The organism is Vibrio floridensis (assembly GCF_021852965.1).
In the GTDB taxonomy this organism is placed as follows: domain Bacteria; phylum Pseudomonadota; class Gammaproteobacteria; order Enterobacterales; family Vibrionaceae; genus Vibrio; species Vibrio floridensis.
Genome location: NZ_JAKGCY010000001.1, coordinates 13,193 through 36,449, shown reverse-complemented (window position 1 = coordinate 36,449; position 23,257 = coordinate 13,193). Strand labels below are relative to the sequence as shown.

Sequence of the window (23,257 nt, the reverse complement as noted above, 5' to 3'; positions counted from 1 at the left end):
TGTCATGCCGCCTCCTTGGCAGCTTCTCTCAATCATCAAATCATATTGCCAAGGGAACAGATTCGTCTACTTTGCTTTCAATAAAGGAACTGACCCGAAAGCCAGGATCCATAAGTTGTTGAAAACTATCGACCACCTCACCATCAACGATCTTAACCGCACCGATTTCAATCGCGCGATCCCCCAAGTTTGGAGAGAGACCAGTGGTTTCAAAGTCGAGTACGACAACGGAATTGGCTTGAGGCATAAGGGTTTCCAACTAAACAATAACGCGCAGAGTCTCTGCGAAAGTGGTGAAAAAGGGAAGAAGGGGGCGAAGTAAGGTGGTTCTCAGCGCGTTTTGGGGCGTTAAAACAAAGGGCAATAGAGTTGGGGAATCGGAATTCTCCCTTGTGAGTCATTCATCGAAGCCTATGTATTGATGGTTTGGTAATGTCGATATACCAATAGTAATGAATAGCAAAAGGAAAGCCCCGACCTTGCTAGTTCCGTTAAGCTAATGTTAGTAAGTCTCTCTATTTCCACATCTGTATTTAGTGTCTAGGAGCGAGAAAGTAAACGTTCAGTCATTTGAACTATTTGAACGTGGATGTTGAGTATAACAAACAAACTAACTTCACTAACAAAAGACCAAAGGTATAAATTCACGAATCTCCAACTGCAACACAGAAACAGTGAGTCAATCGGCATATCATTCTGGTAGTATCTATGTCAGAAAAACTAACTAAGACAGAGAGATGGCTACGGTGGAAAGTGAGAATCAAGGTTGGCATGAGCAAGACTTAGATGAGTTATTTCGCTCAATAGATATAGGCAGTATTAAAAAGCCTTTCAATGAATACCTAGCAGCGTTAAACGCCCTTTATAGCATGCACAAAGCTGATGAAAGTAGTTGGTTAATGCGCCACTTTCAACAGTTTAACTTGAGTTCATTAGATAATGATAACTTGGCGTTTGTAACAGAGTCCTTAAAACATGCAAATTATGATGAAAACGCACTACAAGGGGAGCAGATTGTTCTCTTCAAAGAGCCTGTTTTAGTATCAGAGTTATACTGCTCAAGAGTACTCTATAACGATGGAACTGATGTAGTCAGACTAATTTCTTATAATGGATTCGCTAAAAAGGTTGTTACAAAAAGAGTATTCGTCAATCATACCTCAGACAACAAGTCTGCTATTGCATATCAAATACATGATGTTGCTCATGGTTTAATACTACCAAGGCATGCAGACTTCTTATCGTTGAAGCTAGTTACACTAAAAAATCTACTAACAAGCCCCGATAAAATAGATTCTATCCAGAAAGCACTAAAAAACGCGCAAGAAATACCAGTCATAGCAATTGAAAATACATCTAAAATTTTTAGTGAAATCAATATGATTTTACGAAGAAGCGTCGAAAAAATTAACACGTTACAGTCTGAAATACAGTTGCAAGAGCAACAACGACAGCATTTAGAGTCAATTATAAGCAACACACAGAATACTTTAAAAAGTGTTCAAAAAGACCATGACAAGGTAAGCCAAAGATATCAGACAATTATCTCTCAACTTTCTGACAAAGAAGATCAGATAGAAGATATCGAAGGTAAAATTGAAGCGTCCAAAAAACTTTATGAAAGTGAGGACTCCAAACTGAAAAGTATCAAAGAAGAATTTAATCTGGCTGACACTGAACTTACGGAAGTAAAAATGCAGTTAGCAGAGACTAAACGAAAACGCAATGCAACCAGCTTTGATACGGCAGGGCACACTGAAGAGACTAAAGTTCAGCTCAAAGCATATTACTGTTTTGCGTTCCTTACTTTCATTGGGCTTGCTTGTATGGCTATATATGTTTATACGAACGGTCAAAACTTCAGTGATACACTTCCATACTTAGTTAATGTGAGCGCATGGGACATCCTGTTAAGCCGACTTCCATTAGTTACAGCAACTACACTTATCATTGGCGGATTATCTGGGGTGTTCTTCTATCTAATTAAACACATTGTATCTTTGAACACTGAAAAAATGACCATGCTTAAAGCGGGGATCTTGGCAGAGCAAATTACCAACTCACTAGCCTGTAAAAATATGACTGAAGAAGAAATTTTAGAGTTTAAACGTGATACAAAAATCAAACTCATCATGCAGGTATTCTCTAAGCAAGATAAAGATACTAACAATCTCATCATCGAAGCATTAAAAACAGTGAGCTCTAAGTAATGAACAACTATGGCCAAAGTGCTCAAGAATTCTTTGATGGCACTATCAATATTGATATGGATAGCCCACCATCTATTCTGACAAAGTATGGATTGATTCTTCTCGAAGCATCTGAATTGCTTTTGTCCAAAAATAAGCCAACACACTCCGCAACCCACCCCTAGTGGTGATCAAGTAAATCAAAATCACAGACATGGTGATGGAAGTTGCCGCATTCCGAGCAGGTGTTTTTGTACTGTTTGTTTTTGATCACCAGATAAACTTGGGCGTCGACAAACAGCTTCACCAAATCGCCATTGAGTTGCCCTTTTTCTGCTTCGTTAAACAGAATTTTAAAGGCGATCTCATCGGGGAGGGCGTTTTTGTATGGCCGGTCGGAGGCGGTGAGCGCATCGTAAATGTCGCACACCGTCATGATCTGAGAGGCGAGGGGAATTTGTTGGCCTGCCAAGCCTCTTGGGTAGCCACTCCCGTCGATTTTTTCATGGTGGGCGCCCGCAATATGCGGGATGTCTTGCAGATCTTGTGTCCAGGGGATCTGCTTGAGAAAGGTTTCTGTGTGGACCACGTGAGAGCGTATTTCCGCCATCTCCTCAATCGTTAAGCTCCCTTTGGGGATAGACAAGGCCAGCAGTTCGTCTTTGTTGATGAGTGGCGTGAGTATGCCGTTGTCATCCATCGCTTGATAGGCGTGGATCTGATGTAGGTTTTCCGAGGCAGATTCCGGCAAAACAGAAGGTTCATTGGCTTGCAAAATATCGAGCCAAAACTGCTCAAGCTGGGCGATTTGCTGCTGAATGTTGTCGAGCTGTTGTAAGGCTGAAGGCGAGTTTGAGTGGGCAAATTGGCCAAACAGTTTGAGCTCAATTTCGGCTCGCTGACGAAGCAAGGACTGCTGCGTCAGACGGATGCGATATTTGATGATATCCAGTTGATGTTCAGTCAGTTTTTTGGCTTTGGTCAACACCGATTCCTTCACTCCCACCTTGCCAAAATCGTGCAGCAAGGCGGCGTATCTGAGCTGGCGCAGATCCTTTTTACTCAGGTGGTGCTGTTCATATTGTTTGAGGTTGGCGTGATTCAAACTGGTGGCGAGCGCAATGGAGAGATCCGCAACGCGAAATGAATGACCGCTGGTGGTGGGATCGCGCTGCTCAATGGCGGTGACGGAGGCTTGCACAAACCCTTCAAAAAGACGGTGAATGCTTTCAATCAAACGTCGATTTTCGATCGCAATCGCAGACTGGCTCGCTAACGCCCGCAATAACGGACGAATCTCGGGCTCAAACGGGATGACATTGTCTTTGGTCACCGCGTGGGAAGAAAGGCGCACCCCTGCTTGTTTGGTGTGGTTAATAAACTGCAATACCCCAATGATTTCCTGCTGATAATTGAATATCGGTAAGGCCAATAACGATTGGCAGCGATACCCCGTTGCGTGGTCAAAAACGGGGTTGAAGCGATAAGGCTGCGCTTGAATGTCATAGACATCGTCGATGTTCACTTCCTCGCCGTGCATCGCCACATAGCCTGAAATGCTGCTGTCGTTCAGCTCAAAACGGCGCTCTTCAAAAGCAAAGTCGATGGAAGCGTTTTGAGTTAACTTGAGCACTAAGTGCCGATTTTGCTTGTCATGGTCGTCCAATAAAAAGAGTGAGGCAGCGTCGCACACGGCGAGCTTTCTTCCCTCGTCGAGTATCCGATTTAACAGTGCGCTCAAGCTCTTTTCCGCAGAGAGTGCAATGCCAATCTCGGTGAGGCGAGTTAAGTTGCTCGATTTGTTGTGCAGCAGAGCGGCTAATGCTTGTTGCTGCTGGCGTTGAGTGTGCATCAAAAGGGCGGTTTCGATGTGTTTGAGCGTGACTTTTTTGCTAAATCCGCTGGGGACGTAAAGATCAGCGTCGACGTCGAGGTGCTGTTCGGCAATCACGACAAGAAACGATTGATCACGCCACTGACAAAGAGTGTCGCGGTTTAGAGCGTCAAGCAGCGGTTGATCTAAGATCAGTAAATTTGGAGCGTGTTGGCGGATCTCTTGCTCGCTCTGCACCTCAATACAGCGCAGTTGTCGCTGGTTCAACGCATGCGATAGCCTTGTCTGCGCAAAGGCGTGACCGTGCGCTATCAGTAGCTTGCCAAGTGAATGTTGATCGTCGGTTTGCTTCATGACCACTCCCTTGTGAACCTTTTTAGAATAGTTCAGTTTTGGCGCACAGGTGGCAGTCTAGATTGTCATCATGTTGAGGGAGTGCCCACCGTGAGCCGCAGGGAAGCGTGTGAGTGGCAAACTCAGAGAACCTGATACAGCTTGGTTGGCTCGTTGAATCCTTTAAAGGTCTTTTCTCCGCAATCACAAAATTGCAGCTGGTGGAGCGTGCAACTTTGTTTGACGAGTTCGACGACCAATATTTGGTCAGATTCCGTGGCATCACACACGCGCGACGCCATTTGAACGGCGCTGCCGAATAAGTCGTTGTTTTCTTGAACGGGCTCACCCGCGCTTAAGCCGATCCGTACGTGCATACTTTGTTCAGGATGGCTTTGGTTATGCTGTGCAAAGGCCTGTTGAATGCTCTTTGCGCACTGAACCGCATCATCTGCCGAGGTAAATGACACCATAAATCCGTCCCCCGTGTGCTTCACTTCGCGGCCATTGTGCATTTTTATCGCGTTGCGCGTCATTGCGTTGTGGATGTGCAGCAGGTGCATCGATTTTTGATCGCCCAAACGAGTGGTCATGGCGGTGGAACCTGCCAGATCGGTGAACATGATGATGCGAAATGCGCTGTCTATCTTTGCGGGTTCTTCGTGTGTTGGTGTAATTGGATCTGCAATGCGTCCTAAAAAGAGCTGCACGATATTGGGATCCACTGGGATGATTTCGCCCGGCATATCGCCATGCGCTTCTTGGTGGACTTGGCGAATGATCGCTTCACTTTCTGCTTCGACTAAGCAAAAGGTGGTGCCTCGAACTTCATCAAACCAATAAGTGACAAACTTCACGCCATATTTCTCTTGAATGTCGAGGTCTTTGAGATGCGCGGTTTCTATCGCCTCTCGCGTGGCATTTTCTGAAAAATGGCGATCCATGAATAAAGGCATGATGACGAGCTCCCGAGGCAAACTGTTCCATTAAACATAGCACAAGCGAATCCGCTGCGAGCCGGGAGGCTTTAACCATGAATTTCCTTCATGTTCAATGTGAAACAATACCAATATTCTTCAAGTCGCGAAGCAAGTATAAAAACCGGACTGCTCTGGTGCTTGCCAAGGTGAGTGCGTTTTTGTGTCTAAGACGAAACGCAGCGCAAACTGGCGATTGGGAAAACCAAAAAACACAACCACCCCATGCCCAGAGAGGAAAAGTCAGCGTTATCTAAGGAAATAGGAGACCAACTCACCATGAACAACGATTTCACGTTTGCGATCAAACGCATTCGCTTTGACGAGAACTACCAGCCCTCGGACAACACGCGCATCACCACCAACTTTGCCAACTTGGCTCGTGGTCAGCGCCGTCAAGAGAACCTGCGCAATGCGCTTCGCATGATCGACAACCGTTTTAACGCCATGGCGAGTTGGGATAACCCAACCGGCGATCGTTACTCGGTGGAGTTGGACATCATCTCCGTGGATATCGATATTCACGGCAGTGGCGACGCTTTTCCCTCGATTGAAGTGCTCAAAACCAACATTCTTGACCGCAAAACCAATGAGCGCATTGAAGGCATTGTCGGCAACAACTTCTCGTCTTATGTGCGTGATTACGACTTCAGCGTGCTGTTGCTGGATCACAACAAAAATCAGCCTCAGTTCAGCATTCCAGCGAATTTTGGTGAGCTGCACGGCAAACTGTTTAAGGCGTTTGTCAGCTCGGCTGAGTATCAACAGCATTTCAAAAAGCTGCCCGTGATCTGCCTGAGCGTGTCAGACAACAAGATCTACCGCCGCACGGAAAACCAGCATCCGGTGTTGGGGTATGAGTATCTGCCCAACGACTCCTCGCTGACAGAGCAATATTTCCAGAAAATGGGCTTGCAGGTGCGCTACTTTATGCCGCCAAACAGCGTTGCGCCGCTGGCGTTTTATTTCTTTGGTGACTTGCTGAACGGTTACTCGAACCTTGAGCTCATCAGTACCATCAGCACCATGGAGACGTTCCAAAAGATTTACCGCCCAGAGATTTACAACGCCAATGCCGTGGCAGGACAACGCTACCAACCCAACTTGAAGAACCTTGACCACTCGTTAACTCAAATCGTCTACGACCGAGAAGAGCGCAGCCAATTGGCCATTGAACAAGGTCGCTTTGCCGAAGCGCATTTCATCAAACCGTACCAGTCGCTCCTTGAGCAATGGTCGGCCAATTACGCGTAAGCAATCAGTAGAATCGAGAAGGGAATGACGATGAAAACACTATTACCCACTTCAACCGCGGGCAGCTTACCGAAACCATCATGGCTGGCTGAGCCGGAAACACTGTGGTCGCCATGGAAACTGCAAGGCGATGAACTGACGGACGGCAAACGCGATGCGCTGCGCCTCTCTTTGCACGAGCAAGAGCGAGCGGGCGTGGATATTGTCAGTGACGGCGAACAGACTCGCCAACACTTTGTGACAACCTTTATTGAGCACCTGAGCGGGGTGGATTTTGAAAACCGCAAAACGGTGACCATTCGCAACCGTTATGAGGCGAGCGTGCCGACGGTCGTGGGGCCGGTGAGCCGCACTAAGCCAGTGTTTGTGGACGATGCCAAATACTTGCGCCAGCAAACCAAGCAGCCGATCAAGTGGGCGCTGCCGGGGCCGATGACGATGATCGACACGCTCTATGATGATTACTACGGCAGCCGTGAAAAACTGGCGTGGGAGTTCGCTAAAATCCTTAACCAAGAAGCGAAAGAGCTTGAAGCGGCGGGCGTCGACATCATCCAATTTGATGAACCCGCGTTTAACGTCTTTTTTGATGATGTCAACGATTGGGGCATTGCTTGTTTGGAGCGCGCTATCGAAGGGCTGAAATGCGAAACGGCGGTACACATCTGTTACGGCTACGGCATCAAAGCCAACACCGATTGGAAGAAAACGCTTGGCTCTGAGTGGCGACAATACGAAGAAGTGTTCCCGAAACTGCAGAAATCCAACATCGATATTATCTCGCTGGAATGCCACAACTCGCGCGTGCCGATTGAGCTGCTTGAGTTGATCCGCGGCAAGAAAGTGATGGTCGGTGCAATTGACGTCGCCACCAACGAGATTGAAACGCCAGAAGAAGTGGCCAACACCCTGCGTGAAGCGTTGAAATACGTCGATGCAGACAAGCTCTACCCATGCACCAACTGCGGCATGGCACCACTTGCTCGTGATGTTTCCACCGCCAAGCTCAACGCTTTAGCCGCCGGTGCTGCGATTGTGCGAAAAGAGCTGGCGAAATAACACGGGGCATTTTCCCCACTCCTTAGATAAAACAAAGCCAAGTGCTCAGCGCTTGGCTTTTGTTTTATCAGCATGTCACTCGCCAGAGTGGGAATCTCCGCAAGGTTCTTTTTTCCCAGTTTCTCTATACATTCTGAATGTCAGGATGCTTCAATAACAACGCGCGAATGCCATGATGCAGTACCCACATCAACATCGCTGTGGCGGTTACGGCGACAAAAATAGAGCTAAAACGGTATAAAATCGAAAAGAACGCGTCTTTGCCTTCGGGGACAATCGCCGTCAGCGGCACGGCCAGTGCCGACATCGCCGAAAACGCAATCGCGCCTTTGATTGGCCCCTTGGTGAGCAAATAACAAAATGGCCCCATGGCGATGGTCAGCGCGAGCCAAAACAGCAAGCCATTGCTATACCAACCGCTCAACACCAGTTGAACTGCCAAGCCAGCTAAGCAACCCAGCGCGGTGCCAATGACGCGGATTTTTGCCATCGCCATGGAGCCAGCCAAGGTCATTGGCGTAAGAATGATGATGATTGACGCTTGCGCTGAGAGTGAGTCGTAAAGATCGGCAAATTGAAACAGCAGAAAAGCGGCCATGGCGACCACCCAACCCATCGCTACTTGGCTGATGTAGTCCATATCGCTTTTGACGGGCGTGGTCATGGCATCCTGAATCTCATCGCGTTTGGGCTCGGGAAAGAGCCAAAAAGCCAGCGCACAAATGGCAATGTTTGCAAGGGAAATGACCCATAAGTTGAGGTTAAAATCTTCGATATCGATGAAATCATAGCTGGCAAAGTTCAGTACGATCGACCCGACCAACAGCCCCATATAGCCAAACAAGTAGGTGTTGGGATTCATCATCGCAATGCATTTGATTAGGAAAAACAGCCCCACCGCCACCGTCATGAGCACGGGATGGAACTGTAGATATTCCAACAAAAAGGTTGCTTGTACTGTGGTCCAGACGGCGGAAAACACCACCATCAGTAGCCGTGAAAGCTGAAAGCTATCGGTTCTGCTGAGAATAAACAGTGGCAGCATGATGGCGAAAAAACCGTAAGACCAACCAAAGAGCATGCTCAGGGCAAGGCCGCTGGCGCAGCCAAACCAAATTCGCTGAGTTTTCATCTCGCCCCTCTAGTACACGTAGTGGAACAGGCTGGCGAGCTTGATTTGCCAAGTGGCCATCCAACGCCAGAAGGTCTCCTCTGGTGGGTAGAGCACGATGGTGGCGCGAGAGCCAACAAACAGTGCCGCAGGCATGGCATCGTCAGTGGCGAGATTGACGCGTGTTCTCTGCGCATCGCGTACCCAGCGGTTGTTGATTTCCACGCTGGTTAATGAGCCGTTAGGCTTTTGCTGCGCGGCAGCAACACCGTAATCCCGGCTAGAGAGCGAGAAATTAAACACTTGGCCCGGATAGGCATCAAACGCCACCATGGCATGATAGCGATCATCCACGTTGGCGACGGATTTTTCGCGAAAATCCCCCGTTACCCACAGTGAACCGGTTGGAATGAAAGTCAGCAAGGGCTGGTTGGCGTTGGCCATGCTGCCCACTTCCAATTGCAAGTTGGTCACCACCCCATCGCTAGGGGCAAGCACCTGAGTATTGGCCAAATCCAACTGCGCTTTTTCAATGCCGTTTTGCGCCACGCGCACTGCGGTGCTTTGTCCTTCTCCTTGGCCCAGTTGCGCTTCAATCACGTTGAGGCTTTGCTGCTCGGCTTTTAAGTTGGCGTTGGCCACTTGGTTTTGCGCAAAGGCGTTATCGAGGCTAGAGCGGGAAATCACTTGCTGCGTCGAGAGCTTTTGCAGGCGCAGATACTCTCGATGGGCATTGTCATAAGTTGCTTGTGCTCGCGCAATATTCGCCAGTGCCGCTTCGCGTTGAGAATAGAGCGTCGCTTCTTTTTCTAAGGCAGATTGCAGCGAGAGCTTGGCTTGCTCTAAGGCAATGCGGTATTTACGTGCATCAATGCTAAACAGCACATCCCCTTGTTGAACATGCTGGTTATTGTGGATCTGCACTTGGGTCACTTTGCCCGACACTTCAGGGGCGACTTGCACAACATAACCTTGAACGCGACCTTCGGTGGTGATGGGAGCGTGTTGGTCAGCCAGGATGATGTAGAAAAATAGTGCGATGAATAGGACAATCAGGCTTCTCATCCAAACGCGAAATTTATGTTCTGCAGTCATAGAATCTATCAGTTTAAAAAGAAAGAGTGCGATTATAGAGAAGGGCGACGTTGTGCAGTAGAATGTGAAAAAAGACATTAGTGAGCTAAAAGTAGGACAATGAACGTCAGTCTCGATGATCTCTATCTGTTTACCCAAACGGTGATGCATGGCGGCATCAGTGCCGCAGCCAACGCGCAGAAAATGCAGCGCTCTAAAGTCAGCCGCCGTTTGCAAGAGCTGGAAAAGGCGCTGGGGTGCCAGTTGTTGATTCGCACCACGCGCTCAATTGAATTGACCGAGCAAGGTCAACGCTTGATTGAACTGGTGGGTCAGCCGATGACGCATTTGCAACAAGGGCTGGCTGTGATGTCTGAGCACAATCAGCCATCGGGGGGTAAAGTGCGTTTGGCGATCCCTTCGGCTTTGATGACCTCGGCGGCGTTTAACGCCATCATCAGCCAATTTAGCCAGCATTTTCCCTCGGTCTCCTTGGAGATTGAAAACCATCAGCAAAGTGTCGATCTGCGCCGTCAGGCGTTCGATCTTCAGCTCTTGCCTGATGGGGCGAAGGTCAGTGACGACAGCTATGTGCAGTTTAGCTTGCTGCCTTATCGCTCGCATTTGGTGGCCTCGAAAGCTTACTTAGAAACGCATCCCGCGATTCATTGCTTAGAAGATTTGCGCCAGCACCGCTTGCTGACCAACCGCTACAATGCTGACTTGCTGGATCCCAGTTTGCCGCTGGCACTGAAATCGGACGATCTGCATTTGCTGCGTTCCATGGCGATGGCAGGGCAAGGGATTGCGTTTATTCCGCAAGTGCATTCCAAACCCGCGTTGGAAGAGGGCAACTTAGTGGAAGTGTTGCCCCACCTCACCCACGCGAAACAACACCTTACCTTAATCTACCCGTCAGCACTTTACCTTCCGGAGAAAGTGAAAGTGCTGATTGAGCTGTTTCGCGAAAAATTTCAGTGAGCCGGATGGATAACTACATCACTCAAGGTGAGCGTAAAGGTGGTTAAGTCGTGCTTGGACTGGGCGTAAATATCGCCGCCATGCAATTTGGCAATGGAACGAGAAATGGGTAAGCCCAAGCCCGCGCCACCACTTTGTTGGTGAGTGCGCGATTTGTCGGCGCGATAGAAACGCTCGAATAAGCGTGGGATTTGCGTGGATTCGATGGTCTCTCCGTGATTGGTCACGGCAATTTGGTAGCCGATCAAATGCGGGAAAATCTCGACGGTGATATTGCTTTCTGGGTAACTGTGGCGCACCGCGTTGGAGAGCAAGTTGGCGAACGCACGCTTTAGCATGGTTCTGTCCCCGACCACTTGGCCTTCACCAAAACAGGTAATGGTGAGAGACTTTTCATCCCCTGCTAACTCGTAGTATTCCGCCAGATCCTCCAGCAGCAATTTGAGGTCGATCGGCTCGTTATTTTTCATCAACAAGTTGTGCTCCGATTTGGCCAAATAGAGCATATCGGAGATGGTTTTGGTGAGACGACTGAGCTCTTCGGCGTTGGATTCTAAAATATCGCGATATTCTTGCTCACTGCGCGGTTTGGCCAGCATCACTTGGGTTTGCGTCATCATATTGCCGATGGGGGTGCGCAGCTCGTGGGCGATGTCGGATGAAAATTCCGATAGGCGTTCAAAATCGCCCTGAAGGCGAGAAAGCATGCGGTTGAAACGCGCCACCAATGGCAATAATTCCTCCGGAAAGGGCTGCTGTGGGACGCGGACACTGAGCTCTTCCGTCGAAATGGCATCCACATATTGCTCAAGTTTGGCCAAAGGTTTGAGCCCTTTGCGCGCAATGAACCAACTGAGAAAACCACTGACGATGCTGGCGAAAAAGGTGATCCACAGCAGCACTTGTTTGAAGTTGGACAGAAAGGTAATGTGCAGGTCGATGTTCAGCCCCAACACTGCGTACCACTCTGGCGAGCTGCTCAGCGGGAAACGGATGGCTCGGTAATGGTGGCCATTTTCCTGCCAATCTATGCGTTCCATGCTGGCTTTGTTGATGAATCTTTTCGGCAAAGCGAGCGATTGAGACTGGTATTCCACCTGATTGCCATTAAGCAGCCAGAGTTTGGTGTCGCCTTTTTCAAAGAAAGGGCCATATTGGCTGATGAAATCGCCTCGCACTCTCAGTTCGTTAATTGTGTTGAACTTTTGCTGTAAGTTGTAGCGATCTTGCTCGTAAAGATGATGTTTGACCGCCCACAGTACTGCGGCACTCAGTGAAACGAGCACCAACAGAGAGGCAAAAAAGTAGGAGAAAGTCAGCCGAGTGGTGATTGATCTAAATCCCATAACCAAGCTCTCGCTCCTCAAGCACGTAGCCCATGCCACGTTCAGTGTGAATCAATTTCGGCTCAAACGGTTTGTCGACTTTATTGCGCAGCCGCCGCACGGCCACGTCGATGACATTGGTGTCACTGTCGAAATTCATGTCCCAAACGGAAGAGGCTATTTGGCTGCGCGACATCACTTCTCCCGTTTTGCGCATAAACAGCTCCAACAAGGCAAACTCTTTGGCGGTGAGGGCAATGGGTTCTTTGTCGCGAAACACTTTGCGCCGCAACAGATCCAGATGGAGATTGGCGATGGAAAGCCGGGTGGTGCTTTGGGTGGTGGGTTGTTGGCGTTTGAGCACGGTGCGAATGCGCGCCAACAGTTCGACAAAGGCGAAGGGTTTGACGATGTAATCATCGGCGCCCAGCTCCAGTCCTTTGACTCGATCTTCGACTTGGTCGCGTGCGGTGAGCAGAATCACTGGGGTGTCGACTTGATTACTGCGCAGAGCGCGCAACACTTGCCAACCATTGAGGTGGGGCAACATCACGTCCAATACAATTAAATCATAGCGCTGGCTGGTGGCTTGATAGAGGCCATCAACCCCATCGCAGGCGAGATTGACGAGATAGCCTGCTTCTGAAAGTCCTTTTCTTAAATACGTCCCGGTTTTCTTTTCGTCTTCAATGATCAGAAGTTTCATAACTGCCTTAACCGAGTGTCACAACGAGGCCAGCTAAAGCGTGGCAGGGCTAGGGGTGAGCCCTACCAAACGCGGTTTGATGGAGATTAGCTGTTCTCATCTCGTTTCAAATATTGATAACCCACGTTGACCACACCTTGGTAGCGGGTGTCACCTTGCTCATCGATGATCACTTTGGTGCTGATTTCTGCGCCATCTTTGAGCTCAATACTGTTGGTTTCCGTTGGGTCATAGGCTATGACATTGAATTTGCCCTTTAGTTCTTGTGGCGATGCGGCTTGCAAGTTGGCCAGTAGCACCACACCAGCGTCGTAAGCCGCTTGCTGGCTGCCATACAACTCGGTGGTTTTGCTGTAGTGCTTAGTGGTAAACGTGTAGTTTGGCGGTGGCGTTTGCAGCGCCGCCCAACTGGTTGACGCGAAAATTAAGCCAGCAGAAGCAAGAAGAGTGGTGGTTACTTTTTTCATTGTTGTTTCCTTAACTCTAGTTATCTAGGGGTTAAGCAAAGTGTATCGATCGGCGCTGACGAGAAAGGGTCGTTGAGATGACAAATTTGTCATGTTGTTTTGTTGCGTGGGTGCAACGGCTCTCATTCGCAAGATAAGTTTGATTCTGTGCCCGATATCTCAATGAAAAAACAGTAGAAAATGGCGAACGCGATGAGCGTGGTCTACGTTGTTGGAGTGCAGTTAGGTTCATAAAAGGAATGACAATGAAACCACTCTCTTTGTATATCGCGCTCGCGCTCACGTCAGGGGCCGCTCTGGCCGAACCCATCCCATCTAAACCGGCGACACAAGCCACGATTGAAGCCAATCAGGCGGTGTATCAAGCGTTAAATTTTAAGGATGAAACCGATTTTAAGAATGCTCAACGAGGTTTGATCGCCAAACAAGATGTTGTCACCATCAAAAACGCCAATGGCGATGTGGTGTGGGATCTGGAAGCGTACAAGCAGTTCATCTCGCTAGAAAATAAAGCGCCAGATAGCGTGAACCCCAGTTTATGGCGTAACGCGCAGCTCAATATGATCAATGGTCTGTTTGAGGTGACTGAGGGCATTTATCAGGTGCGCGCTTACGATCTTTCCAACATCACCTTTATTAAAGGGGACAAAGGGTGGATCGTCTTCGACCCGTTGATTTCCCAAGAAACCGCTAAAGCGGCGCTGGAGTTTGTTAACGCTCAGCTTGGTGAGCGCCCAGTGACGGCGGTGATCTACTCGCACAGTCACATTGACCACTTTGGTGGGGTTCGCGGCATCGTGAATGAAGAAGATGTGAAAGCGGGCAAGGTGGAGATCATTGCCTCACACGGCTTCACGGAACATGCAGTGTCAGAAAACGTGATTGCAGGCAATGCGATGGGCCGACGCGCTATCTATATGTATGGTGCTTTGCTGCCGCGCAATGAACGTGGCGGGGTTAATGGCGGCTTAGGCCAAACCACGTCAACGGGCTTACCAACCTTGATTGTCCCCACCCGTATTATTGAAAAAACCGGTGAAGAGCTGACGGTGGATGGCGTGCGCATGGTGTTCCAATACACCCCAGGCACGGAAGCACCAACCGAAATCAATACTTGGTTCCCAGACAAAAAAGCGTTGTGGATGGCAGAGAACTCCACCAACACCATGCACAACATCCTCACGTTGCGCGGAGCGCAGGTGCGTGATGCGCTCAAGTGGTCCTCTTACCTCAACGAAACCATTGAAATGTGGGGTGATGAGGTGGAAGTGAAATTCCAAAGTCACCACTGGCCAATGTGGGGCAGCAAAGAGATTGTTGCTTACTTTAAAGGCCAGCGTGATATGTACAAGTACACGCACGACCAAACCGTACGCTTGATGAACCAAGGGTACATCGGCTCTGAAATCTCGGAAGTGATTCAATTCCCAGAGGAGTTGGAGAAGAACTGGAGTACACGTGGTTACTACGGCACCTTACGCCACAACAGCCGAGCGGTCTATCAGCGCTACATGGGTTGGTATTCAGGCAACCCTTCCGATCTCAACAACTTACCGCCAACCAACGCAGCGGTGAAATACGTTGAGTACATGGGTGGTGAAAGCGCAACCATTGACAAGGCGCAAGCGGATTTCGATCAAGGCAACTACCGCTGGGTGGCGGAAGTGCTCAAACATGTTGTGTTTGCTAACCCACAAAGTAAGCGCGGCAAAGCGTTGCTCGCCGATACTTACGAGCAGTTGGGGTATCAAGCGGAATCTGGCCCGTGGCGCTCGGTTTACTTGCAAGGGGCTTATGAGCTGAGAAACGGGACGCCTAAAGCGGGAGGCACCAATACGGCCTCGCCCGACATCATCAAAAACATGCCGCCAGAGATGTTGTTTGATTACCTAGCAGTGCGCATTTTGCCAGAAAAAGCCGCGGGTAAAACCTTCGCCATCAACATCAATTTCACCGACTTAGATGAGCAGTACACCTTGTATGTGGAAAACTCGGTGCTCAATCACACGCGTAAGCAAGCGAAAAAAGCCGACGTGACGTTGAATTTAACCAAAGCGACCTTGGACGATGTTCAGCTTGGCAACATTACCTTGGAGAAAGCGATTGCCGATGGTGATGTGCAACTCAAAGGCAATAAGCAGGTGTTTAAAGACTTTGTTGGCATGCTGGATAAGTTTGATTTCTGGTTCAACATCGTGACGCCATAGAGAGGGCATTGTTATGGTGCGAAGTAGGCACTTACCTCTCTTGGGTTTGTTGTCCTTAATGGCAAGCCAGCCTGTGCTGGCTTGTTCTTATGATGGTCAATTTAATAACCCGTTTGCGGAGAGTTATCCCGGCGCGTTAGACATCGCGATAGCCACTCGCGAAGCGATTGATGCGCAACACATTACCAAACCGCAGAGATTGGCGGGCAGCAAAGGGCTGGCTCGTGCGCAGTGGTGGTTAACCTTGCTCAACAAGCAATGGCCGGATAAGGCCGCAGCGGAAAGCTACATCTATCTGGTGGACAGCCAATTGTGGTCAAAGCGGCAAACGGATGGGCTCACCATTCATGTTCCTCCGCCTGAAAATGCTCAACAGGTGATGCTATTAAGTGAGGCGGCCCTTGGCGCGTTAATCAATAATGAGCTCAGCTACGAGCAGGCCCATGAGCTGCAGATTGTGCAGACCATGACGCCGTAATGTGCAAAGTCGTTTGCACAGTCGTTCGCGCAACCGCTTAGTAGCCATTTAGCGGGCATAAAGCCTAGAAGCCTATTTAGGATATGGAAGGCTTTGCAAGTAAAAACGTCAGTGTAAAGGTGAGTCCGGCACTGGCGTTTTTGTTGACCGCAATACGCCCTTGCATATCGCGCATGTTGTTGGCGGTAATCGACAGGCCCAAGCCCAGCCCTTCGCCAATTTTTTTGCTTGTCGCAAAGGGTTCAAACATCTGGCTCAGTTGTGCCTCGCTGACGCCACAGCCGTTGTCACTCAAGGTAAGCGTAAGCTCTGTTTCTGAAGTGGTGGCTGAGATCATCAATTGAGGCTGCTCGGTATTTTTCATTGCATCCACAGCGTTGGAGATGAGATTGCCCAGCACTTGTCGTAAACGCTGTTCTTCTCCCAACACATCGGCCAGTGGATGCGGTAAACGCACCCGCACATCAATGGGCGCGAGCTCGGCTTGGTAAATGCGCAAGGTTTCTTGTAACGCATCCGGCAGGGAGACAGGGCAAAGCTGTTCCGGCTTTTGATAGGCGAAGGATTTAAGCTGGCTGGTCATTTTGCCCATGCGATCAATGAGGCGATGGATAAGTCGATTGTTGGCTTGCAACATCGCCATTTCACCACGTTCAAGCAATATCTCGTTACTGGTGAGCAGGGTTTTTAGCCCTGTCAGCGGTTGATTGAGTTCGTGAGTAATCGCGCTCGACATCCTGCCCAGCGCTGCCAATTTGCTGCTTTCGATTAATTCTTGTTGCGCTGAACGCAGCGCCGCGGTGCGCTCTTCCACCCGTTCCGCCAGCTCGTGGTTGGCCTTTTGCAGAGCTTGTTCGGCTTTTTTGCGTTTGCTGATGTCGAGCACTGTGGCGAGGTAGTAAAGCTCGCCATGCCAGGGAAAAGCGGTGAGAGAAAACAGCAATGGAAATTGGCTGCCATCACTGCGCCTGCCCATGGTTTCCACCGCACTCACTTCCGCAAGATCGCGATGCTTGGGTAAGTTTCTCAGCAGTTGCAAGGTGGTGGAGGTGGCATTGCCGGTATCAAACAGTTGCCATGCGGGGGCGAGTTTACTCATCGAATCGGAGACGCTGAAATAGCGTTTGGCCATCGGGTTGAGATCTTCAATCTCACCATGACCATTGAGCAGCAACAGCCCCACATGAGTTTTGTTGATCATCTGACTCATTCGCTGGCGCGACTCATCCAATAAACGCTGGATGCGTTGGTTGCTGAGCGATTTTTGATGGCGCTGGTAGGCAATTACGCCCACCAACAGCAACACAAAGTTGGCCAGTAGGATCGCCCAACCTGCGCGGTTGCTCGCTTGCTGTATCGGTTGGTAATCCGTGAGGTAGGTGAGCTGCCATTTGAGATCGTCCAGCACAATGGTTTGGGCGAGAAAGCGGCGTTGCTCGAGTTGCCAGAATTGCAAACGCGTGTCATCGCGCAGTGTCGCCTCGCTTTGCTGGATCACACTTAGGCGATCATTGAGTTCATCGGCGGTGAGTGTTGGGTGGCTGGAAAGAAAATAGTGGCCACGCTGGTTTTGAAACAAAATCGCATCACTACTGAGCAGCCATTGTTCGGTGAGTAGGCGCAAATTGATTTGCACCACGGCAATGCCTGCGATGCCAAAGTCGAGGTATACCGGCGCCGCCAAATAGAAAAACGGTGACGCACCCTTGGCTTTGCTGACCAGAGCGACTCCTTCTCCTTGCGCGTGAATTTGTTCCACAATGGCATCGAGATCTTGCTCGCTCAACGCTTCGTTTTCCAAGCTGGATACCAGCACATCGCCGCTGGCAGAGAGCAGATACCAGCCTTTGGTATTGGCCGCTTTATCCAACAGAGTCAGCTCTCGTCTGAGTTCAGAATAGAGTGAGCGCTCACCATTGAGAAACCGCTCGCTGTGATTGTTGCTGGTGAGTAGATAGGGCAAGTGATAAAAACGCTGTAAGGCGCGACGCACGTCGCCAATGTAATCGAGAAAATGTTGCTGCGCGTCAACCACTGAACGCGAGGTTTGCCACTGGCGCACCAACTCCTTCCCCATCCATTGGCTGACAAACAACCACATGACGATAGCGATGAGCACTACCACTCGTTTTTTCATCGCGTTGCCTCCTTGCTTGCTTGGCCCAAGATTGCTCTGCTTGTCGGGTTTGTTAAAGCTTTGTTGTTAAGAAGTGAGATCCAGCTCCTTTTCCCAACGGTGCTTTTTGCTAACGTAGCAGCAGGAAAATTTGACACGATGGACAAGTGGTATTTCTCGATGGATGCAGTTTCTTTCCCCCATATCGCCCTGATTGAAGACGATGAAATCGTCCGCCAAGCAACCGCCCAATGGTTGCAATTGGCTGGCTTCCACGTTGAGGCATTTAGTCATGGCCTTCCAGCCCTTACGGCGATCAAAACCGGCGATTTTGACGGCATTGTCAGTGATGTGCGTTTGCCGGATTTGGATGGTATCGCTCTGCTGGCGGAGTTGCAGCGCGAACAAGTGGGCTGTCCGATCATCTTGGTCACTGGGCATGGCGATGTCGATATGGCGGTTAAGGCGCTGCAAAATGGCGCGTACGATTTCATTGAGAAACCGTTTAATCCCGATCGCCTCGCGTCGACACTGCAGCGTGCGGTGAGTGAATATCAGCAGCAAGCAGACTATGGCAATCGCAGCCATTATCTGCAGCAGCTCAGTGGCATTGAGCAGGTCTTGATTGGTCAAAGCGCGATCATGCGCCAGTTGCGTGAGCAAGTCGCACGCGTTGCCAGCATGGACACCAATGTGATCATCTATGGCGAAACGGGAACCGGAAAGGAGTTGGTGGCGCGCAGTTTACATACTGAAAGCGCTCGACGAGCCAATCCATTTGTGGCGATCAACTGTGGTGCGATTCCAGAAAATCTCTTTGAAAGCGAGCTGTTCGGTCATGAAGTTGGGGCGTTTACGGGGGCCAGTAAGCGCCGCATTGGCAAGCTTGAGTATGCCGATAAAGGCACCTTGTTCATGGACGAAATTGAAAGCATGCCGATGGCGATGCAAGTTAAAGTGCTGCGCAGTTTGCAAGAAAATCAGGTGGAACGCGTGGGTGCCAACCGACCAGTGAATGTGGATTTACGCGTGGTGGCGGCAGCAAAAGAGAACTTGTTTAATCATCCCGCTTTTCGTCAGGATCTGTTTTATCGCCTCAATGTGGCGCAGTTGCACTTGCCGCCATTGCGTGAGCGAGAGGAAGACGCGTTGCTCTTGTTTGAGCACTTTGCCTCGCAAGCGAACCCAAACAAACGTGTACTTAGCACAGCGGAATCACGATCGCTCTTGAGTTATGCGTGGCCGGGTAATGTGCGTGAGCTGCGCAATGTCGCGGTGCGTTTTGCGCTGGATGAGAGTTTGTCGGTGATGGAGATCCTTTCGAGCCGCGCGGCGATGGTGCAAGAGAGCTTGCCCGTTGGTGTGCCGCTGGCCATCCAACTGCACAATTATGAGCGCAAGGTGATTCACGATGCTTTAGTGCGCCACCAAGGCAGCATTTTGGAGGTGATGAACGAGCTTGATCTTCCTCGCCGCACCCTCAATCAAAAAATGCAGAAGCTCGGTCTGAATCGCGCCGATTACACCGATAACTGATTAAACAAATCGGTCAGCAGGCAAATCGATAAGCTGACGATCAGATGAGCAGACAATCAGATACAAGCAATGAGCAAGATTTTGCTCATTGCGAGTGTTAACATTTTTATAACCTTGATCACGAAGTGCGAATACAGATGCGAACGGTTCAAGCTCTTTTTAGTTTAACTGTTTGATTTTAAATTGCTTTTTTGTTTCTTTCTTTCTTTCACGCGCAATAAGCAAGATCTTGCTCATCTTCAGCAGAGTAAATCAGCCAAATGTTGCTCATTTTCCTGATTTATTGTTACGTATCTTTTATATATCAATCACTTAAAAATTGGCATCTTGTTTGCTCTAAGGTTGTAGGTAACAAAACCATAACAACTACCCTACAACGGAGTGTAACCATGAAAAAGAACCTATTGATGAAATCTCTCGCTGTCGCCATGGTCTGTTTCTCGGCCAGCAATGTCGCCGCCGCAGATAACCGCAGCTATATTTTGGCCACGGCCTCGACGGGCGGGACGTATTATCCAGTAGGGGTGGCACTGGCGACGCTAAGCAAAGTGAAGCTTGAGCCTCAATATAAGTTCTCTCTCTCTGCGATCAGCTCGGCGGGATCAGGCGAAAACATCAAGCTGATGAACGACAACGAAGCGCAATTCGCCATCCTGCAAGGTCTTTATGGCGCTTGGGCTTCAACCGGTGATGGCCCATACGCGCAAAGCGGCCCGCAAACCAAACTGCGTTCAGTCTCCATGCTGTGGCAAAACGTCGAACACTTTATTGTGCGCAGTGACCTAACCAGCTCTGGTACCGTAGCCGATCTGAACAATATGAAAGATAAGAAGTTTTCTATCGGTACCAAAAATTCAGGCACGGAAAGTTCAGGTCGTCAAATTATGTCGGGTTTAGGTGTCAATCCGGATGAGTTCAATCTGGCATACATGGGCTATGGCGCGAGTGCAAGTGCGATGCAAAATGGCACCATCGATGGTATGAACACCCCGGCTGGCGTGCCAGTGGGCGCGGTAACACAAGCATTTGCTGCGTTGGGGAACGATATCCAGCTCCTCTCGTTTACCGATGAGCAAATCAAACAAGCCAACGGCAAATATCAGCTCTGGACCAAATACGTCATCCCAGCCAACACTTACCCAGGTGTGGATAAGCCAGTGACGACCATCGCTCAGCCTAACTTCCTTGCTGTTCGTGATGACATTTCTGACGAAGACGTTTACCAGCTCACCAAAGCGATTTACGAAAACCTTACCTTCTTACAAGGCATCCATAAAGCAACCAAAGCGATGGCGATAGAAAAAGCGATTGCGGGTCTGCCATTGCCGCTGCACCCAGGTGCGGCGCGTTACTACAAAGAAGTGGGCATCACCATTCCTGATGCTCTGATGAGCAAGTAAGCGACTTTGCCCACCAATGAACGTTGGTGGGCGTGAGGCTTGTTATTGTTTCTTGTTCCCTCGGAGTCTGACCATGAGTGATTCTTTACAACAACAGTTGCAGCAGTTTGAGTTACCGACACGAACGGATTTTCCGTGGGTAACCGCCGCCATCACTGGCATTGGAGTGGTGCTTTCCCTGCTGCATATTTGGTTCAACACCTTATCGACCTTGCCGGAGCTGTGGATCTCCGCGACTCATTTTGCCGGCTTTGCGCTGATATGTTTGCTGTGGTACCCGGCGCACGCCAGTTTGAAGCGCAGCCGTATTGCGTTAGCCGTAGATGTGCTGATTGGCATTGCAGCACTGGCGTGTTTGATTTATATCCCCTTTGCGGAAGATGCTTTATACCAGCGTGGTGTGAAATTTGTCACCTCGGATTGGGTGGTTTCTATTACCGCAATTTTAATCGCGATTGAGATCATTCGTCGCACCATGGGCTGGTTTATTCCTGTTTTGATCGTCATCTGTTTGAGTTACGTGGTGTGGTGGGGCAAATGGGCGGGCGGCATTTTCCATTTCCCCGGTTTGAGCATGGAAACCCTGCTCTACCGCAGTTTCTTCTCCTCTGAAGGGATGTTTGGTTCGATTTCACGCATCAGTTGGACCTTCGTATTCATGTTCATCCTCTTTGGCGCGTTTTTGGTGAAATCGGGCGTGGGGGATTACATCATCAATGTCTCGCGTGCGGCGGCGGGTAAAATCATCGGTGGCCCCGGTTTTATTGCGGTGTTGGGCTCTGGGCTGATGGGGTCGGTGTCGGGTTCTAGTGTCGCCAATACCGTTTCGACTGGCGTGATCAGTATTCCGCTGATGCAAAAAGCGGGCTTTCCATCGCGCTTTGCCGCGGGGGTAGAAGCCGCGGCGTCAACGGGTGGGCAATTGATGCCTCCGGTGATGGGCGCGGGGGCGTTCATTATGGCCTCTTACACGCAGATTCCTTATGTCGATATTGTCGCGGTGTCATTTGTCCCTGCTTTGATTTACTTTCTGTCGGTGGCGTTTTTCGTGCGCATCGAAGCCAAACGCAGCGGCGTGCAGAAAATCACCACCAGCGATGAATCATTGGGCAAGGTGCTGCTGTCTGGTTGGCACAATCTGATCCCTCTGGCGGTGCTGGTTACCCTATTGGTACAGGGCTTTACTCCAACCTACGCGGCCGGTTTGTCTATCCTTTCGGTGGTGGTGGCGTCTTGGTTCTCGAAAGACCACAAAATGGGGCCCAAAGAGATCATCGATGCACTTGCCCAAGGGGCAAAGAACATGGCGACGACTGCGGTCTTGCTGGTGGGCATTGGCTTGGTGATCAACGTGATCAGCACCACCGGGATTGGCAATACCTTCTCATTGATGATCAACGGTTGGTCGCAGGGAGATTTGTTGATCATGCTAGTGCTGATTGCATTGGCCTCACTGGTGTTGGGCATGGGCCTGCCAGTTACCGCGGCTTACATCGTGTTGGGCACACTCTCTGCCCCTGCCTTGTATCAATTGATTGCGGAAAACCAACTGTTGAGCCTGATGTCGGCGGGGCAATTGCCAGAACAAGCGAAAGCAATTTTTATGCTCGCTGCGCCCGATAAGCTCGATTTGCTCAATGCCCCGATGGCCATCGAGACCGCGAAAGAGATGTTGGCTTTGGTGCCCGTCGACTTCAAAGAAACCTTACTTCAGCAAAGTTTGGGTATAGAAGCCGTAGGTTTGGCACTTTTAGCCGCACACTTGATTATTTTCTGGCTTTCACAAGACAGCAATGTTACCCCGCCTGTGTGCTTAACCGCCTTTGCCGCCGCCACCATCGCCAAAACGCCACCGATGCGCACTGGGCTTACCGCGTGGAAAATCGCCAAAGGGCTTTATCTCGTGCCACTGCTGATTGCCTATACCGGCTTGGTAAGTTGGGACGTGACCACGGTGCTGGTGACGGGATTCTTCGCCATTTTTGGTACCTATGCCTTGATTGGCGCACTGGAAGGCTATTTAGAAGGCCAAATCAATTGGCTGCTGCGCCTCGCGCTTGCCGCTTCTGGTGCGTTGATGGTGTGGCATGATGTGCCACTTTGGTTACGTGTGGCATCACTCATCATATTCGCCGTCATTTTCGTGTACAGTGGTCGCCAATATCAGGCGCAACAAGCGGCAGCGGTTTCTTAATTCTCCTGCGCTCATC

General features: G+C 49.8%; 17 protein-coding genes and 1 pseudogene. 9 read left to right on the top strand and 9 right to left on the bottom strand.

What is annotated here, in order from left to right:
* Window positions 1–73: 73 nt before the first annotated feature.
* Window positions 74–247 (bottom strand): annotated as a pseudogene (locus tag LZU85_RS00150) (3'-5' exonuclease); the annotation flags it as partial.
* A 490-nt stretch (window positions 248–737) separates the two neighbouring features.
* Between LZU85_RS00150 and LZU85_RS00145 the strand changes: the two are divergent.
* Window positions 738–2,210 carry a hypothetical protein gene (locus LZU85_RS00145; RefSeq protein WP_237286044.1) on the top strand — a complete coding sequence of 491 codons (1,473 nt, stop codon included), beginning with the start codon at window positions 738–740 and terminating at the stop codon, window positions 2,208–2,210.
* Window positions 2,211–2,370: 160 nt separating this feature from the next.
* Here LZU85_RS00145 and LZU85_RS20880 read toward each other — a convergent pair whose 3' ends face one another.
* Both LZU85_RS20880 and LZU85_RS00130 read right to left on the bottom strand, forming a co-directional pair.
* Complete coding sequence (locus LZU85_RS20880; RefSeq protein WP_176299731.1) at window positions 2,371–4,377, bottom strand: HD family phosphohydrolase; 2,007 nt, start codon at window positions 4,375–4,377, stop codon at window positions 2,371–2,373.
* Between the two features lie 122 nt (window positions 4,378–4,499).
* Window positions 4,500–5,312 carry a nickel-binding protein gene (locus LZU85_RS00130; RefSeq protein WP_176299730.1) on the bottom strand — a complete coding sequence of 271 codons (813 nt, stop codon included), beginning with the start codon at window positions 5,310–5,312 and terminating at the stop codon, window positions 4,500–4,502.
* A gap of 300 nt (window positions 5,313–5,612) precedes the next feature.
* On the opposite strand from LZU85_RS00130, the gene LZU85_RS00125 reads away from it, so the two are divergent.
* Window positions 5,613–6,587 (top strand): DUF1852 domain-containing protein, encoded by a 975-nt coding sequence (locus LZU85_RS00125; protein WP_176299729.1) that lies wholly within the window; start codon window positions 5,613–5,615, stop codon window positions 6,585–6,587.
* Window positions 6,588–6,611: 24 nt separating this feature from the next.
* Complete coding sequence (locus LZU85_RS00120; RefSeq protein WP_045597335.1) at window positions 6,612–7,646, top strand: methionine synthase; 1,035 nt, start codon at window positions 6,612–6,614, stop codon at window positions 7,644–7,646.
* Between the two features lie 124 nt (window positions 7,647–7,770).
* Here the strand turns inward: LZU85_RS00120 and LZU85_RS00115 are convergent, their stop codons facing one another.
* Entirely contained in the window at window positions 7,771–8,778 is a 1,008-nt protein-coding gene (locus LZU85_RS00115; protein WP_176299728.1) for a DUF2955 domain-containing protein, read from the bottom strand.
* 9 nt (window positions 8,779–8,787) lie between these two features.
* The gene (locus LZU85_RS00110; protein WP_045619093.1) at window positions 8,788–9,852 is read right to left on the bottom strand and encodes an HlyD family secretion protein; all 1,065 of its coding nucleotides are present in this window, start codon (window positions 9,850–9,852) and stop codon (window positions 8,788–8,790) included.
* A gap of 99 nt (window positions 9,853–9,951) precedes the next feature.
* Here LZU85_RS00110 and LZU85_RS00105 point away from each other — a divergent pair, with 99 nt between their 5' ends.
* A complete protein-coding gene (locus tag LZU85_RS00105; protein ID WP_045619094.1) occupies window positions 9,952–10,812 on the top strand; it encodes a LysR family transcriptional regulator in 861 nt (286 codons plus the stop codon).
* On the opposite strand, the gene LZU85_RS00100 is transcribed toward LZU85_RS00105, so the two are convergent.
* From LZU85_RS00100 to LZU85_RS00090, 3 genes are all read right to left on the bottom strand, one after another.
* The gene (locus LZU85_RS00100) at window positions 10,806–12,197 is read right to left on the bottom strand and encodes a heavy metal sensor histidine kinase (protein ID WP_053543451.1); all 1,392 of its coding nucleotides are present in this window, start codon (window positions 12,195–12,197) and stop codon (window positions 10,806–10,808) included. The two genes, LZU85_RS00105 and LZU85_RS00100, sit on opposite strands and share 7 nt — an antisense overlap.
* Entirely contained in the window at window positions 12,148–12,843 is a 696-nt protein-coding gene (locus LZU85_RS00095; RefSeq protein ID WP_072610427.1) for a heavy metal response regulator transcription factor, read from the bottom strand. The genes LZU85_RS00100 and LZU85_RS00095 overlap by 50 nt, the downstream gene beginning before the upstream one ends.
* A gap of 86 nt (window positions 12,844–12,929) precedes the next feature.
* On the bottom strand, window positions 12,930–13,310 hold the full coding sequence (locus LZU85_RS00090) for a DUF3316 domain-containing protein (protein ID WP_237286043.1): 381 nt from the start codon (window positions 13,308–13,310) through the stop codon (window positions 12,930–12,932).
* 239 nt (window positions 13,311–13,549) lie between these two features.
* Here LZU85_RS00090 and LZU85_RS00085 point away from each other — a divergent pair, with 239 nt between their 5' ends.
* Both LZU85_RS00085 and LZU85_RS00080 read left to right on the top strand, forming a co-directional pair.
* Window positions 13,550–15,517 (top strand): alkyl/aryl-sulfatase, encoded by a 1,968-nt coding sequence (locus tag LZU85_RS00085; RefSeq protein ID WP_237286042.1) that lies wholly within the window; start codon window positions 13,550–13,552, stop codon window positions 15,515–15,517.
* A 13-nt stretch (window positions 15,518–15,530) separates the two neighbouring features.
* Window positions 15,531–15,995, top strand: coding sequence for a hypothetical protein (locus LZU85_RS00080; protein WP_038969136.1), 465 nt, complete (start codon window positions 15,531–15,533; stop codon window positions 15,993–15,995).
* A 76-nt stretch (window positions 15,996–16,071) separates the two neighbouring features.
* Here the strand turns inward: LZU85_RS00080 and LZU85_RS00075 are convergent, their stop codons facing one another.
* On the bottom strand, window positions 16,072–18,132 hold the full coding sequence (locus tag LZU85_RS00075; protein WP_237286040.1) for a PAS domain-containing sensor histidine kinase: 2,061 nt from the start codon (window positions 18,130–18,132) through the stop codon (window positions 16,072–16,074).
* Window positions 18,133–18,270: 138 nt separating this feature from the next.
* Here LZU85_RS00075 and LZU85_RS00070 point away from each other — a divergent pair, with 138 nt between their 5' ends.
* From LZU85_RS00070 to LZU85_RS00060, 3 genes are all read left to right on the top strand, one after another.
* Window positions 18,271–19,647 (top strand): sigma-54-dependent transcriptional regulator, encoded by a 1,377-nt coding sequence (locus tag LZU85_RS00070; protein ID WP_225452851.1) that lies wholly within the window; start codon window positions 18,271–18,273, stop codon window positions 19,645–19,647.
* A 389-nt stretch (window positions 19,648–20,036) separates the two neighbouring features.
* A complete protein-coding gene (locus tag LZU85_RS00065; protein WP_237286039.1) occupies window positions 20,037–21,047 on the top strand; it encodes a TAXI family TRAP transporter solute-binding subunit in 1,011 nt (336 codons plus the stop codon).
* A 73-nt stretch (window positions 21,048–21,120) separates the two neighbouring features.
* On the top strand, window positions 21,121–23,241 hold the full coding sequence (locus tag LZU85_RS00060) for a TRAP transporter permease (protein ID WP_130200724.1): 2,121 nt from the start codon (window positions 21,121–21,123) through the stop codon (window positions 23,239–23,241).
* Window positions 23,242–23,257: the final 16 nt, after the last annotated feature.

What these genes read in the sequence shown, in the direction of transcription:
- LZU85_RS00120 (WP_045597335.1), top strand. Translation starts at nt 6,612, where the DNA reads ATGACGATGAAAACACTATTACCCACTTCAACCGCGGGCAGCTTACCG.
- LZU85_RS00075 (WP_237286040.1), bottom strand. Translation starts at nt 18,132, where the DNA reads ATGAAAAAACGAGTGGTAGTGCTCATCGCTATCGTCATGTGGTTGTTT.
- LZU85_RS00070 (WP_225452851.1), top strand. Translation starts at nt 18,271, where the DNA reads ATGGACAAGTGGTATTTCTCGATGGATGCAGTTTCTTTCCCCCATATC.
- LZU85_RS00105 (WP_045619094.1), top strand. Translation starts at nt 9,952, where the DNA reads ATGAACGTCAGTCTCGATGATCTCTATCTGTTTACCCAAACGGTGATG.
- LZU85_RS00145 (WP_237286044.1), top strand. Translation starts at nt 738, where the DNA reads ATGGCTACGGTGGAAAGTGAGAATCAAGGTTGGCATGAGCAAGACTTA.
- LZU85_RS00110 (WP_045619093.1), bottom strand. Translation starts at nt 9,852, where the DNA reads ATGACTGCAGAACATAAATTTCGCGTTTGGATGAGAAGCCTGATTGTC.
- LZU85_RS00125 (WP_176299729.1), top strand. Translation starts at nt 5,613, where the DNA reads ATGAACAACGATTTCACGTTTGCGATCAAACGCATTCGCTTTGACGAG.
- LZU85_RS00090 (WP_237286043.1), bottom strand. Translation starts at nt 13,310, where the DNA reads ATGAAAAAAGTAACCACCACTCTTCTTGCTTCTGCTGGCTTAATTTTC.
- LZU85_RS00060 (WP_130200724.1), top strand. Translation starts at nt 21,121, where the DNA reads ATGAGTGATTCTTTACAACAACAGTTGCAGCAGTTTGAGTTACCGACA.
- LZU85_RS00115 (WP_176299728.1), bottom strand. Translation starts at nt 8,778, where the DNA reads ATGAAAACTCAGCGAATTTGGTTTGGCTGCGCCAGCGGCCTTGCCCTG.
- LZU85_RS00095 (WP_072610427.1), bottom strand. Translation starts at nt 12,843, where the DNA reads ATGAAACTTCTGATCATTGAAGACGAAAAGAAAACCGGGACGTATTTA.
- LZU85_RS20880 (WP_176299731.1), bottom strand. Translation starts at nt 4,377, where the DNA reads ATGAAGCAAACCGACGATCAACATTCACTTGGCAAGCTACTGATAGCG.
- LZU85_RS00080 (WP_038969136.1), top strand. Translation starts at nt 15,531, where the DNA reads ATGGTGCGAAGTAGGCACTTACCTCTCTTGGGTTTGTTGTCCTTAATG.
- LZU85_RS00130 (WP_176299730.1), bottom strand. Translation starts at nt 5,312, where the DNA reads ATGCCTTTATTCATGGATCGCCATTTTTCAGAAAATGCCACGCGAGAG.
- LZU85_RS00065 (WP_237286039.1), top strand. Translation starts at nt 20,037, where the DNA reads ATGAAAAAGAACCTATTGATGAAATCTCTCGCTGTCGCCATGGTCTGT.
- LZU85_RS00085 (WP_237286042.1), top strand. Translation starts at nt 13,550, where the DNA reads ATGACAATGAAACCACTCTCTTTGTATATCGCGCTCGCGCTCACGTCA.